The following is a 12,895-nucleotide window of genomic DNA, read 5'->3' on the forward strand; positions in this document are numbered from 1 at the left end:
TCAGATCCGGATGGCCGTCGACAGAGTCGGGAGGGCGCCCGAGTCCGTGTCCAGCTCGAAGGACAGCCGCCAGACGTGACCGGGGGTGAGTGCCACGTGTCCGATCGCGGTTTGAGCGGTGAGCGCCAGAACCTCGACGTCGGTCCGCAGATCGGGAGCGGTGGCGTCCACAGCGGTGGCCGCCCAGCCGCGGATCTCGTCGGCGGGGCCGCCGTCGTTGGTCCAGCACAGGTGCAGGAGGGGAGACGCGGTGTCGCGCTGCAACCACACGTGCAGAGTGTGGCCCTCCCCGCTGATCGCCACCGACTGCCGCTTGGGACAGAACGCGCGGTCGCGGGCTGCCTGCGCGGTGACCGGTGGCACCGTCACCGCAGCGATCAGCGTCAGTGCGAGGGCGGACACCGCGAGCACGGCTGGCCATCGCTGGTGCCGCTGCGGCCCGGTGACCGCCTCGTGACGCTCACGGGCACGAGGCGCGCAGCTGAGGACATGACCGAGATCCTGAGTCTTCCCCGTGGTGCAGCCGGCCGTCCGGTGACTCAGCCGCAGACCCGGGCCATGTCGCCGCCCGTGACCGCGTACCGCTGTGGTCGCCGTGGTCGCTGGTGCGGTCACCTGCCGGCGACGAGTCGTCGGGTGTCGAGGGTCGGGGTGGCAGAGGGCGGGGCCGGTTGCGGCGGGGTCCGGCTCCGCGCACTGGCCAGGCGACGATGGCACCTCGGTCTCCACTGAGGTGTCCCCGGGTAGATCAGGAACACGTCGCCCGGCCGTCAGGAGCAGGCAGACCGTCACGGCCAGACCCACCGCCAGGATGTGTACGCCCGTCATCCGGTACCCCCCGCCGCGCTCCGGTACGGCATGCGCCGACCGCTGGTGGGGTAGTCGCACCGCCGACCCCGCTGGTTCCCGACAACCGGCGCGCACCACCGGTCTCGCCGCCCTGACCAGCCGCGACGTCCGGCGAACTGATCACGGCAACGGAAGTGACCAGCCGGCATCGGGTTGGGCGTGTTGCTGACCCACCAGACGCGGGGTTCGGCCGCCCGTTCGGCGGACGGGCGGCCGAACCCTGTCAGTGCGTCAGCTGCCGGCTGGCGCGGGGGAGGTGGGGACCACGGCGGGACGCCGCCGTCGCGACACCGCGCCCGCGATGACGTCGATGACGAGGAACGCGAGCAGGGTGATTCCGAACAGGGGCAGCGCCCAACCGATTGCCACGGTCACCGGCACGCCGATGAGCAGGACCCAGAGCGGCATGCCGCGGACGCCGCCGCGAGCCGGCGGGGTGCCGGCGAGGGCACGGCGGTCGGCGCGGGTGGGTCGGCGCTGCCACCACATGCGGTAGCCCCAGACGATGACGCACAGCAGCCCGAGCGCCAGCGCGGCGAGCAGGATCTGGTTGACCAAACCAAACAGGAGACCCATGTGGGCCTGGATACCGAGAGCACTGAGTTGCGCCAGCAGCGGCCAGTCGGCGAAGTCGCTGCGGGCGGTGACCTCACCGCCGGCCGGGTCGACGGCGACGCGGTCCTTGGCGACGGGCCAGGTGTTGTCGACCTGCGTGACAGTCCAGGCCGAGCCCGCCTCGGCAGCCGGGGCGATCTCGACCGGGCCATTGAGGCCGGCCGTACGGGCGGCCGCCGCCACCCGGTCGAAGGCGGCCGACTCGACCACCCCACCCGCGCCTGTGGACCCGTGGTGGCCGCCGCCGGTTTCGGCCGGCTCGTCCGGGACGGTGGTGAGGCTGGTCGAGATCTCCGGGGCGCGGGCGCTGAGCGCGTCGAGGCCGGCGCCGAAGTTCGCCCCGGCGTAGCGGGACCAAGTGAGTCCAGTGGCGGAGAGGAACAGCAGGCCGATAGTGAGCCAGATGCCGGTGGTGGCGTGCCAGCCCCGGGTGCGGCGGACGCCCTTGCCGGCGGACAGGTCCGGTACGAGCAGGTGCCGGGCGGTGGCCCGGGAGGCGCTGCGCCGGCGCCACCACAGGATCACCCCGCCGAGCGCGATGACCCACAGCCAGCTCGCGGCCAACTCGGAGTAGTGCCGGCCCACCACGCCCAGGTGCAGGTTGCGGTGCAGGTCGTCGAGCCAGGTGGTGGCCGGGGTGGAGCCGAACCAGGTGGTCAGCTGGCCCTTCACCTGCGCGGTGTACGGGTCGACGTAGACGGTGTGCTGCTTCTCGCCGAGCTCTGGCAGGGCGAACGTCACCCGGGTGGTGCGGTCACCGTCACCGGGCTGCACGGTGGTGATGCTGCCATCCGGGTGGGCATTGCGGGCGGCACCGACCTGGTCGGCCAGCGGCAGCGGACGGTCACCCACCTGAGCGACGGTCAGTTGATCGCTGTAGAGGATTCTGTCCAGTTGCGGTGTGGTGGTGTAGGCCAGCCCGGTCAGTGCGGCGACCACCAGGAACGGGGCGACGAGGATACCGGCGTAGAAGTGAAGCCGCAGCAGCAGCGCACCGAACGGTGACGTTCGTCGGGCCGGTCGGGCCGGTGTTTCGGTGGCTGTGGCGGGTTCCGGCGTCGACGCGCCGGACAATTCGGTGAGAGACATGTTCGTCCGATCGGCATTGGCGAGAAGAACCCCTGCCAGGGGGTGCTTCTCCTGCTGGCATGGTCGCCCGGTGGTTCGTTGCGTTGCTCCGGCTTGGTGAGGTAGTCGGAACGCGAGCCCTCAAGGTTCCCGAGAACTTCTCGGGCGGCACCAGGCCGCAGCGTTGTCAGTGCTGGTCGGGCCCGGTCGTGCGCCGCGAGCCACTGTCGGCTTGTCCGGACGCGGCGAGGAACGCGTTGTAGCGGGCGAGGTCGTCCTCCTCGCCGGTTGCTTCCGCCCGGTCTGCCGCCCGGTCGAGGCGGGCCTGCTCGCGCACGTCGGCGCGGATCCACTGACGAACGAGGATGATCATGACGACGACGGCAGGTAGCTCTCCGAACGCCCAGGCGATGCCGGCGCCCAGGTTCTGGTCAGCCAGCAGTGACGATGCCCACGCGGGGTGGACGGCGATATACCAGTCGGGGGCGATGACGGTGGTGGTCTGCATGAGGACCAGGCCGAAGAAGCCGTGCGCCATCATCGAGGCCAGGTGGATGATCACCAGCAGGGGATGGGGGAGCCGTCGGCGACCAGGGTCGACACCGATGAGCACCCAGAACAGCAGATAGCCGGCGACCACGAAGTGGGTGAGCATCGCCAGGTGACCGAGGTGGGAACGCATCAGCACGCCGAGCAGGTCACTGAAGTACAGGCCGAACAGGCTGGCGGTGTAGATGCCGAGCGCGACGACCGGGTGGGTGAGCAGCTTGGTGACCGGACTGTGCACGGCGATCAGCAGCCACTCCCGGACGCCGCGTACCTGTGGGTCGGCCGGTCGGCGCAGGGTGCGCAGGGCGAGGGTGACCGGTGCGCCGCCCACCAGCAGGATCGGCACCAGCATCGACAGCACCATGTGTTGCGCCATGTGGGCGCTGAACAGCACGTACGCGTAGCGGGCGACACCAAGGTTGGTGGTCGCGGCGAGCAACAGCAGCCCGCCCACCCAGCTTGCCGTCCGGGCGAGAGGCCAACGGTGCCCGGCGACGTGCATCCGGCGTACCCCGGCCAGGTACCCACCGACGCCGACAGTGCACAGAGTCAGGAAGAACATGTCCGGCAGCGGCTGCCCGAGCAGGTTGCCCGCCGTGGGTGCGGCAGGCATCGGGAAGCCGAGCAACTCGGTGATCGGGTCGGCGTCGATGCCGGACACCGGGACGGGGGTGGGGCTGCGCGACAGTGCCACGGCAAGACCCACGGTGGCGGCGAACACGATCAGTTCACCGGCGGCCAGTCGGCCGAACGCCCACCGCCTGCCGGCGCGCAACGCCGGCAGGGTACGGGAGCGGTGTGCCGCGCCGAGCGCGCCGAGGATCAGCAGGGCGGCGAGCTTGCCGAGGACCAGCCAGCCGTAGCGGGACTGCCAGAGCTGGTCGACCGTGCCGAGGCGGACGGCGGCGTTGGCCAGCCCGCTCACCGTCACGGCCACGACGCAGCCCAGGGCCAGGCGGCTGTACCGGGCAACGGCGTCGGCCAGTAGTCGGCTGCGCCGCACCATCAGCAGGGCGAGGAGCCCACCGATCCATACCGCAGCGGCGAGGACGTGCAGGGCCAGGCTGGTGACCGCGATCTGGTGGTTACCGGCACCGGCGGAGTGGCCGGTGAAAGCCGGAGGTAGCACCGCGATCAGGGCCAGGATCGTGACCGTCGCGGCGAGCCCTCGGGACACCCCGGCACGGGCCAGCAGCGCCACGGTCAGGGCCAGCCCAGCCTGCAGCATCAGCGACTGGCCCTGCGAGATCATGATGGCGAAACTGACGACCGTCGCGGGCTTGAGTGTCTCCAGCGGCTGGCCGAGCAGGTCGGAGACCGTCAGCACCATCAGCGACAGCGCCGCCACCGCCCAGCTGAGCGCGGTGAGGCTCGCTCGCCGCAGCAGCAGGTAGCCGTGGGGCGAGACGGTGCGCCCGTCGCCGGGCAGCAGGAATGCGGAGGTCACCAGCATGCCGACGGTGACGGTGGCGAGGCTGTCCCCGAGGAGCCGGACCGCCGGTAGCGCCCAGGTCGTGGCCGGTCCCGCATCCGGGAGGCCCGGAATCGCGGCGGCGAGGGCACCTCCTACCCGCAGGCCGAACAGCAGCAGAGCGACCCCCGAGGCGCAGCTGGCGACAAGAGTCAACCAGTCGAACGCCGGAGATGTGGTGGACCGGGGCCGGCCGATGGACATCGCGGCCGGCCCCGCTGGCGCCACGACGCTGGTCTGGGCGTTACCACGGCCGTCGGCGGCGACCTGCGGGGAGTCTGTGTCGGACACGTGTGGACCTTGACCTGTTCAGTGGTGATGGGACTCGACCGCGGAAGGAAGCTCTGGTCAACGACGGTTCGCTCGCCGCCGGAGGAACAGCCCACCAACCACCGCGACGACGATGGCCGTCGCACCGCCAGCGACGAGGACGCCAGCGCCCGGCCCGTCGTCGTCCTGCACCGACGCCGCCGCGGACGGCGCGTCGGTGGTCGGGCCGACGATCGGCGCGGCGCTGGAGTTGGGGTCGGCCACCGTGAACGGGTAGGACCCCTGGACCGGGTGCCCGTCGGTGGAGACGACCCGGTAGGCGACGGTGTAGCTGCCGTTGGGCAGTGCCTCGGTCACCTGGACCGATCCTTTCGCGCCGCCGACCACGGGGTCGCCTGTGGGTACCTTCCGCTTGGCGGCGTCGGTGAGCACGATGGTGGTGAACGTCGGGTCCAACCGTTCGACGAATTCGAGCACGATCTCGGTCGGGGCGCTGGACAGCGTCGACTCCTGGGCCGGCGCCGCCGACCGCAGCGTGTTGTGCGCCCACGCCGGGCCGGCCGGAACGAGCAGCACCACGACGACGGCGAGCACCGCCGCGCCGAGCCGGACGGCGGTGGGCCGGGAAGACGGTACGGTCATGGCGAAACTCCGGTGGACGTGATCATCCGAGCACCTGCTCGCCGATCCATCCCCCGGGTTGACAACCGGGAGGGACGGCAAAGACGGCGGACCCGATCGGGGTGGTCCACTCGTTGAGCAGATCCCGATCGGCCAACCGGCGCTGGATGGGCAGGAACTGGTCGGTGATGTCGGCCTGGTAGGACGCGAAGATCAGGCCGCTGTCCGCGTGACCCTCCGCCGTCGGCGCACCGTCGTAGTTGTAGGGGCGGCGCAGGATTTTCAACCGGTCGTCGGTGACGTGTGCGCGGGTCATATGAGAGAAGTCGGGGATGACGGTGAGGCCGTCCGGGCCGGTGGCGGCGAAGTCGGGCTCGTCACGTTCGGCCGTACCGGTCAGCGGTGCGCCGGTGGCCAGCCGTCGGCCCACGGCGAGTTCGCGGTCGGTGCGGCCGAGCAGATCCCAGGTCTCCAGGTTCATGCTGATCCGTCGCAGCACCAGGGTGGTGCTGTCGCGCAGCCACGCCGGTCCGTCGGCCACGAAGACGGCCGAGTCCATCGGGGCCCCCGGCTGGGGGTTGGCGGTGCCGTCGAGTTGACCGAACAGGTTGCGCTGTGTGTGACCGCCCGGCTCGACGCCGGGGCTACGCCGGAAGCCCTGTTGCACCCAGCGTACGGTCGCGAACGGCCGGCTGTCCTTGATCAGGACCCGTTGGGCGTGGGCCACGGTGATCGCGTCGTCGGCGCAGATCTGCAGCAGCAGATCACCACCGGACCAGGCCGGCTGGAGCCGGTCGATGCGGAAAGATGGCAGGTCGGTGACCGATGCCGGCCGGCGGTCGTCGACGCCGCCCGCCCGGTAGAGGCCCGGCCCGAAACCGAAGGTCACGGTCAACCGTGCGGGCAGCAGCCCAAGCTCAGCCTCGGTGTCAGCCAGAGCGGGCCGGCCCTGGGTGAGCCGGGCCGCGTCGTCGGTCAGCAGCCGCAGCCACCGACCCAGCGCGGCCCGGTCGGTGCCGGCCCGCAGCGTCAACGCCACGAACGACCCGTGCGCCTGCGGTTCGGTGGCGATCCCAGCCTGCCGGACGCCGTAGAAGGGCTCGACCAGGCCGCCGACACTCGCCACCGGCGTCGTGTCGGCGGCGTCCACCGATGGAGGGCTGGTCTGCCCTGCGCGGGTCGCGACAACGGCTGCCCCACCGGCCAGTACCCCACCGGCGGCCAGCGCGCCGCCGGTGAGCAGGCCACGCCTGCTCACCGGGCGGACAGGTGGTGTCTGCGTCACGATGCCGGGGTCATGGTCATCCCCGGCGTGGCGCTCATGCCGGGCATCGGCTCGCCGTGCCCCGGAGCATAGGTCTCCTGCGCGCCGGTGAACGGCTTGGCGACGGCGGTGAACTGCTGGGTCTTGCCGTCGGCGAAGGTGAGCGTGAAGGTCAACTCGTCCCCGGCCTGGACGGGCTTGGTGAGATCCATCAGCATCAGGTGGTCACCGCCGGGCTCCAAAGCGTGGGTGCTCTTGGCCTTGATCACGATGCCGCCCTGCTTCTGCTGCATGACCATCTTGCCGTCCTTCATGGTCATCTCGTGCAGTTCCATCGGTGATACCGAGGTCGCGGCGCTGGTCAGCGTGACATCGGTATCGCCGTCGTTGACCAGGGTCCCGAAGGCCGCGGTCATCCCCTTGTCAGCCGCCTTCACCCACGGGTCGCGAATCGTGACCACACCAGCAGCGGCACTTGCCGACGCGGATGGGCTCGGCTGCGCGGTCGACGACGAGTCGGACGAGGCGCACCCGCCGGCACCGACTGCGACGAGCACAGCTGCGGTGGCGAGGACAACGGCCGAGCGTCGACGCGATCCGAAAGGGCTGGTGGTGCGCATGAATTCTGCCTCCGATGGTTGCTTGCTGCTTCGTTGGTCGGTCGCCGTAGCGCGAAAGTTCCGGGCTGGCGGGTAATGGCCGTCACGTGGTCACGGCTGGCGCGGCGAACGGCTGGCGCAGTGGTGGGGTGTTCTCGCCGTTCAGGCCGCTGACCTGTCGCTGATCCGTGCTGTGCCCGGGTGGGGCGGTGCCAGCCGCAGCCTCGGCCGGGTGGCCTGTGGTTCGTCACCGGCCGCCAAGCGCCAGGCGGGGCGGGTGGTCTGGCCGTGCGTCGGAGGCTCGTCACGGTGCCGGATGGTCTGCGACAACGCGACGACGATCAGGTACCCGGCGAGCAGGAAGCCGTGACTGACCAGGCGGGAGGGCTCCACCCGGCCGGTCATCAGGTCATTGACCGAGAGCAGCATGAGCGTGCCGACGAAGGCACTCAGGGTCGGCAACAGCCCGGTGGGAGGCGTACGCCGGGCTGCCACGAAGAGGAACCCGGCGCCGACGGCGATGTTCCATGCGGCGGCCTCGTGCCACAGGTGCCCGGAGCCGAGGGCGCCGAGGGCGTCGTGTGCGTGTGGGGCGGTCGGGCCACGGCCGATCTGCGCCAGGCCAAGCATCAGCTGGAGAGCGCCGATGAGGGCGAGCCCTGCGCGCAGAGTGAGCACGAGGCGTTCTCGCAGGCGTCGAGGCGCCGGGGGTGCGGCAAGGATGACGTTGATGGGATCGGGGCCGGGCGCGGTGAGCGTCAGACGGGTGCGTCGGGTCACCGCGGCGGCCTGGTCGTACCATCGCCGGCAGGTCGCGCAACCGTCAAGGTGAGCGTCGGCCCCGGCTTGCTCGGCGGGGGTCTCCTCGCCGTCCAGCTGCGCCGACAGGATCTCCCGCCATTGCTCACAACCCATGTATCGGTAGTCGGGTGATGGCGCGTCCTGGTTCCCGGGACAATCGGCGATGTCGCGTCCTCGTGCCGGTTGCCATTCAGCTTGCGGCTGTATCGCGTTGTCGCCGCACCGGCTGAGGGCATGCGTTGACTGCGGCAACCAGGTCTTCCCGAGCCCGTGCCACGCGGGAGCGGATGGTGCCGACGGGGCACCCGCACACCTCGGCGGTCTCGGCGTAGGACAGGCCGAGGATCTGGGTCGCCACGAACGCTTCGCGTCGGTCCGGCGCCAACGAGAACAGGAGATCGTTGAGCACGACCGCACCATCGAAGGTGCTGCCCCCAGCGTCGGGGACATCGTGGCGATCCGACAGCCGGGTGGTACGCGGGCGTCTCGTCGACGCCCGTACGTGGTCGACCGCGACCTTCCGGGCGATTCCGAGCAGCCAGGTCTTGGCCGACGAGCGTGCGGCGAACGACGGCAACGACCGCATCGCTCGCAGATACGTCTCCTGGGTCAGGTCGTCAGCCTCGGAGGGGCTGATCAGGTGGGCGACGAACCGCCATATGTACTGCTGGGTCGCCCGGATGAACCGGGTGGCCGAGTCCTGGTCGCCCCGGCCGGCTGCGAGAGCCCAGGCGGTGATCTCCGCGTCGTCGTCGGTCACCTGGTACCTCCGTGTCCGGTTTCGCCCGGGCGTCCTGAACCACCACGAACCGATCGACGTCGACGACGGGTTCGGGTAGGTCGCCGAATGAGCCTACGGCACCGCTTCGCCTACCGGTACGGACAAGATCCGTCAGCGGATCAACGTACGGCGGTCGTTGTCGCGGGCTGCTTCGCTGCCACGCCGGCGGTCACGGCCGCCGGTCGCCAGCGGAACAGACGAAGGCTGTTGAGCACGACGAGCAGGCTGGAGCAGGCCATCGCGGCGGCGGCGAGCATCGGGGTGACCAGACCGACAGCGGCCAGCGGGATCATCAGGCTGTTGTAGGCGAACGCCCAGAACAGGTTGACCTTGATGGTTCGCAGGGTGGCCCGGGCCAGGGTCAGCGCGTCGACCACGGCGGTGAGATCCACGGTGCCGGCATTCGCGCGGACGATCGTGACGTCGCTGGCCTCGATGGCGATGTCGCTGCCGGTCGCGATCGCCACGCCGAGGTCGGCTTCGGCGAGAGCGGCCGCGTCGTTGACTCCGTCGCCGACCATGGCGACCGTCGCGCCCTCGTCGCGCAGCCGCCGGACGGTGGCAGCCTTCGCTTCGGGCGTGACCTCGGCAATGACCTCCGTCAACCCCACCTGGGCGGCGAGGCTTCCCGCCGCTGCGAGACTGTCACCGGTCAGCAGGACCGGTCGCAGGCCAAGCGCGCGTAGCCGTCGTACCGTCGGCCCTGCGGACTCCCGCAGTGTGTCGGCGATGGTGATCCAACCACGAAGCTGTCCGTCCCACGCGACGTAGACCACCGTGTCCGCCGTGCCCGCCACCTCGTCGACACTGATGCCGTCCAGGGCCAGGAGCCGGGCGTTGCCGATGGTCACCCGGACCTGGTCGACGGTGCCGCGGGCCCCGAGCCCCGGCTCGGCGCGGAAGCCATCGGCCTGCGGCAGGTCCCGCCCGTGCTCGGCTCCGGCGGCGATCACGATGGCATGGGCGACCGGATGCTCGGAGCACGCCTCGACCGCAGCCGCCAGGCGCAGCAGGTCGCTGCGGTCCACGCCGGGGAGGGGATGCACGCCGGTGACCCGCATCCGGCCGGCGGTCAGGGTGCCGGTCTTGTCGAGCACGATGGTGTCGATGCGACGGGCCGACTCCAGCGCCGCCACTCCGCGGATCAACACGCCGAGTTGTGCGCCGCGACCGGTGCCGACGAGCAGCGCGGTGGGTGTGGCCAGGCCCAGAGCGCACGGACACGCGACGATCAGCACCGCCACGGCAACCCCGACCGCCGTCGCGGTGGGGGCGAGGACCAGCCAGCCGGCAAAGGTGGCCAGGGCGATCACCAGTACGAACGGGACGAAAATGCCCGCGACCTCGTCAGCGAGGCGCTGAATCCGGGCCTTGCCCGCCTGTGCCTCGGCAACCAGCCGGGTGATCTGCGCGAGCCGCGTGTCGGCGCCGACCCGGCTCGCCCGCACGACGAGCCGACCGCCGGTGTTCACCGTGGCGCCGGTCACCGCCGAACCGGGACCCACCTCGACGGGGACGCTCTCCCCGGTCAGCAGGGCGACGTCGACCGCGCTCACACCAGCCTCGACCACCCCGTCGGTGGCGATCTTCTCGCCCGGGCGGACCACGAACAGATCACCGACCCGCAGGTCGGTGATCGGGGTTCGCCGTTCGGTGCCGTTCGCGTCGAGGACGGCGACGTCCTTCGCGCCCAACTGGGCGAGGGAACGCACGGCCGAACCGGCCCGGTACCGGGCCCGCGCCTCCAGCCAGCGCCCGGCCAGGAGAAACGTCACCAGAGCCGCGCCGACCTCGAAATACAACGGGTGGTCGTGCCCGGAGAACCAGGACAGGCTCATCCGCAGCCCTGGCCGACCGGCAGGTGTGGCCAGCAATGCCCACAGGCTCCACGAGAACGAGACCAGCGCGCCGAGAGAGACCAGCGTGTCCATCGTGGCGGCGCCGTGGCGGACATTGATCAGTGCCGCCCGATGGAACGGCCAACCCGCCCAGGCCACGACCGGCGCGGTCAGCGCTGCGGCCACCCACTGCCAGTACGGGAACTGGGCTGCTGGTGTCATCGAGACCACCACTACCGGGGCGGCGAACGCCGCCGCGACGAGTAGCCGTCGCCCCATGTCGCTCGTGACGTGGTCGCCGTCCTCAGCAATGGTCGTCGGCTCGGGCGGCCGGGCGGTGTAGCCCATCGCGGTCACGGTCGCGACCAGGTCCGGCACCGCAACAGCCGGGGTGTGCTCCACCGTGGCGGTGGCGGTGGCGAAGTTGACCGTGGCCCGTACGCCGTCGATCCGGTTGAGTTTGCGTTCGATGCGGCTGGCGCAGGCCGCGCAGGTCATGCCCCCGATCGTCAGCGACGTGAGCAGTTGGTCGACGGTGGTGGTCACGCCGGGCTGCCGGCCAGTTCGAAGCCGGCCTCGTCCACCGCCCGCTGCACCTCGCCCAGCGGCAGTGCCTCGGCGCTGCGGATGGTGACACGGCCCGCCTCGACATCGACCTCGACGGTCTGAACGCCCGACAATGCGGTGAGTTCGGAGGTGACGGACTGGGCGCAGTGCCCGCAGGTCATACCCCGAACCTGGTACGTGGATTGCACGATGACCTCTTTCGAGTCAGCCGGATCCGCACGATGTGCGGCGGAGAACGGGTACGGCACCCTGCCCTGGTGTCGACCCTGGGTGGCGCACCGCGGATGGTCCTGCGGTGGCGTGTCCCGGCTCCGCACTATGATACGCGGGAAGTGTCGACGCGGTTCAGCGGATCGTGCTTATTCGCCCGACATCTGATCGAGAACCAGCAGAGTCTCGCGGCGCAGCGTGCCGCGCCGGACGTCGCGTTCTCGGGTGGCGAGGGCGGCCTCCAGCACGTGGGCGTCGAGAAGGGGGCGGTGCACGCACGATCCGGCGGGCCTGGATGGGAGAGACGACTGAGCGCGGACGAGCCGGAGGCGATGTGCGTTGCCGTTCCGTCCGACCGTACGGGCCAGCGGCGGGCCGGGGCCGAGGATCTCGTCCAGCCCGGTGGGAGAGAGTAGCATCGACCTGCCGAGGCTGACGGATTCTCCGTCGGCGAGCCGGCGGGCGATGTGGCCCGAGTGCTGCTGGCTGGACCCGAGTAGGTCGAGTCGGCAGCGCACGGCCATCCTCAGCCGGTGCGCGACGAGCGGTCCCGTGATGGTGGCCGGTGTCTCGGCGGCGGGTGGCGTCCAGTACCGCTCGTGGCGAACCGCTCCGTCGTCGTACAGCAGCGCCCCGGTAGCCTCGGGCAGGAGGATCGCGGCAGCTTTCCCGGGACGGGTGCCTGCGACCCCATCACCGAGCCAGAGCCGGCAGACTCCCGCCACATCGCCGGCGACGTACGTGCCGTACGGCGCGCGGACGAAGGTGAGGTAGCTGCCGGGCAGTCGGGCCAGCGCGCCGAACGTATGACGCCGCACGGCCCGGCTGACCTGCTCGGTGAGGAGTCGGGGTGACAGGGGGCAGGGACCGAGCAGGACCATCCGGAAGCCCGGAACGTCGATCTGGTGCACCGCCCGCTGTGGCCACCAGCCGGTGAGCCACGGGTTGCCGGAGATCGGATCGAGCACGGTCCGGCGGGGACCTGGCGACCGGTCGTCGATGGCGTCCGAGGGGCGGTGGCTCATCACCCAGCACCGGGTGCCGGGGATGTCGGACGTCAAGCTAGGCGGAGGCCACGTCGTCCAGCGCGCCCGAGCGGGCGAGGCCGACGATGTCGCTGAGCTGGCCGCCGCTGAGTCGGATCGCGTTGCCGAAATCATCGGTGATGACGACTCGCTGCTCGGCCGGTGCCGCGGGGTCGATGTACAGCTCCGGGCATCCGCAGTTGCAGTTGCCGCACAGGGTGAGCACGTGTACCAGGCCGTCGGCTGCCATGTGAGCCTCCACTCGTCGGACGTCGTTGTTCAGGCTAGGGCGGGTCGATGCGTTCCTGCCGTGACCACTCAGTGTTTGTCAGCGGGCGACTATTCCTGACGGGGTGGGAACCCGGTG

12 protein-coding genes are annotated in these 12,895 nt (G+C 70.9%); all 12 read right to left on the minus strand.

Annotated features, from left to right (window positions below; translation table 11 throughout):
* On the minus strand, nucleotides 1-402 hold the full coding sequence (locus JQN83_RS10745) for a hypothetical protein (protein WP_208566954.1): 402 nt from the start codon (nucleotides 400-402) through the stop codon (nucleotides 1-3).
* Between the two features lie 678 nt (nucleotides 403-1,080).
* Nucleotides 1,081-2,553 carry a PepSY-associated TM helix domain-containing protein gene (locus tag JQN83_RS10750; RefSeq protein ID WP_208566955.1) on the minus strand — a complete coding sequence of 491 codons (1,473 nt, stop codon included), beginning with the start codon at nucleotides 2,551-2,553 and terminating at the stop codon, nucleotides 1,081-1,083.
* A gap of 166 nt (nucleotides 2,554-2,719) precedes the next feature.
* Entirely contained in the window at nucleotides 2,720-4,843 is a 2,124-nt protein-coding gene (locus JQN83_RS10755) for a bifunctional copper resistance protein CopD/cytochrome c oxidase assembly protein (protein ID WP_443674012.1), read from the minus strand.
* Between the two features lie 57 nt (nucleotides 4,844-4,900).
* Nucleotides 4,901-5,464 carry a copper resistance CopC family protein gene (locus JQN83_RS10760; protein ID WP_208566956.1) on the minus strand — a complete coding sequence of 188 codons (564 nt, stop codon included), beginning with the start codon at nucleotides 5,462-5,464 and terminating at the stop codon, nucleotides 4,901-4,903.
* A gap of 22 nt (nucleotides 5,465-5,486) precedes the next feature.
* Nucleotides 5,487-6,701, minus strand: coding sequence for a Dyp-type peroxidase (locus JQN83_RS10765; RefSeq protein WP_208566957.1), 1,215 nt, complete (start codon nucleotides 6,699-6,701; stop codon nucleotides 5,487-5,489).
* Nucleotides 6,702-6,724: 23 nt separating this feature from the next.
* A complete protein-coding gene (locus JQN83_RS10770) occupies nucleotides 6,725-7,327 on the minus strand; it encodes a copper chaperone PCu(A)C (protein WP_208566958.1) in 603 nt (200 codons plus the stop codon).
* Nucleotides 7,328-7,468: 141 nt separating this feature from the next.
* The gene (locus JQN83_RS10775; RefSeq protein ID WP_208566959.1) at nucleotides 7,469-8,221 is read right to left on the minus strand and encodes a zf-HC2 domain-containing protein; all 753 of its coding nucleotides are present in this window, start codon (nucleotides 8,219-8,221) and stop codon (nucleotides 7,469-7,471) included.
* Between the two features lie 76 nt (nucleotides 8,222-8,297).
* Nucleotides 8,298-8,867 (minus strand): sigma-70 family RNA polymerase sigma factor, encoded by a 570-nt coding sequence (locus JQN83_RS10780; protein WP_208566960.1) that lies wholly within the window; start codon nucleotides 8,865-8,867, stop codon nucleotides 8,298-8,300.
* A 140-nt stretch (nucleotides 8,868-9,007) separates the two neighbouring features.
* A complete protein-coding gene (locus JQN83_RS10785; RefSeq protein WP_307799164.1) occupies nucleotides 9,008-11,272 on the minus strand; it encodes a heavy metal translocating P-type ATPase in 2,265 nt (754 codons plus the stop codon).
* Nucleotides 11,269-11,484, minus strand: a complete 216-nt coding sequence (locus JQN83_RS10790; protein WP_208567149.1) for a heavy-metal-associated domain-containing protein — start codon at nucleotides 11,482-11,484, stop codon at nucleotides 11,269-11,271. Before JQN83_RS10790 ends, JQN83_RS10785 begins: the two co-directional genes overlap by 4 nt.
* Before the next feature lie 168 nt (nucleotides 11,485-11,652).
* Nucleotides 11,653-12,528, minus strand: a complete 876-nt coding sequence (locus tag JQN83_RS10795) for a hypothetical protein (protein WP_208566961.1) — start codon at nucleotides 12,526-12,528, stop codon at nucleotides 11,653-11,655.
* A 37-nt stretch (nucleotides 12,529-12,565) separates the two neighbouring features.
* On the minus strand, nucleotides 12,566-12,778 hold the full coding sequence (locus JQN83_RS10800) for a hypothetical protein (RefSeq protein ID WP_088643418.1): 213 nt from the start codon (nucleotides 12,776-12,778) through the stop codon (nucleotides 12,566-12,568).
* Nucleotides 12,779-12,895: the final 117 nt, after the last annotated feature.

It is taken from the genome of Micromonospora antibiotica (assembly GCF_017599305.1).
GTDB classification, from domain to species: Bacteria; Actinomycetota; Actinomycetes; order Mycobacteriales; family Micromonosporaceae; genus Micromonospora; species Micromonospora antibiotica.

Excerpts from the sequence above, each read along its gene's own strand:
- JQN83_RS10775 (WP_208566959.1), bottom strand. The coding sequence starts at position 8,221 with ATGGGTTGTGAGCAATGGCGGGAGATCCTGTCGGCGCAGCTGGACGGC.
- JQN83_RS10800 (WP_088643418.1), bottom strand. The coding sequence starts at position 12,778 with ATGGCAGCCGACGGCCTGGTACACGTGCTCACCCTGTGCGGCAACTGC.
- JQN83_RS10795 (WP_208566961.1), bottom strand. The coding sequence starts at position 12,528 with ATGAGCCACCGCCCCTCGGACGCCATCGACGACCGGTCGCCAGGTCCC.
- JQN83_RS10750 (WP_208566955.1), bottom strand. The coding sequence starts at position 2,553 with ATGTCTCTCACCGAATTGTCCGGCGCGTCGACGCCGGAACCCGCCACA.
- JQN83_RS10760 (WP_208566956.1), bottom strand. The coding sequence starts at position 5,464 with ATGACCGTACCGTCTTCCCGGCCCACCGCCGTCCGGCTCGGCGCGGCG.
- JQN83_RS10770 (WP_208566958.1), bottom strand. The coding sequence starts at position 7,327 with ATGCGCACCACCAGCCCTTTCGGATCGCGTCGACGCTCGGCCGTTGTC.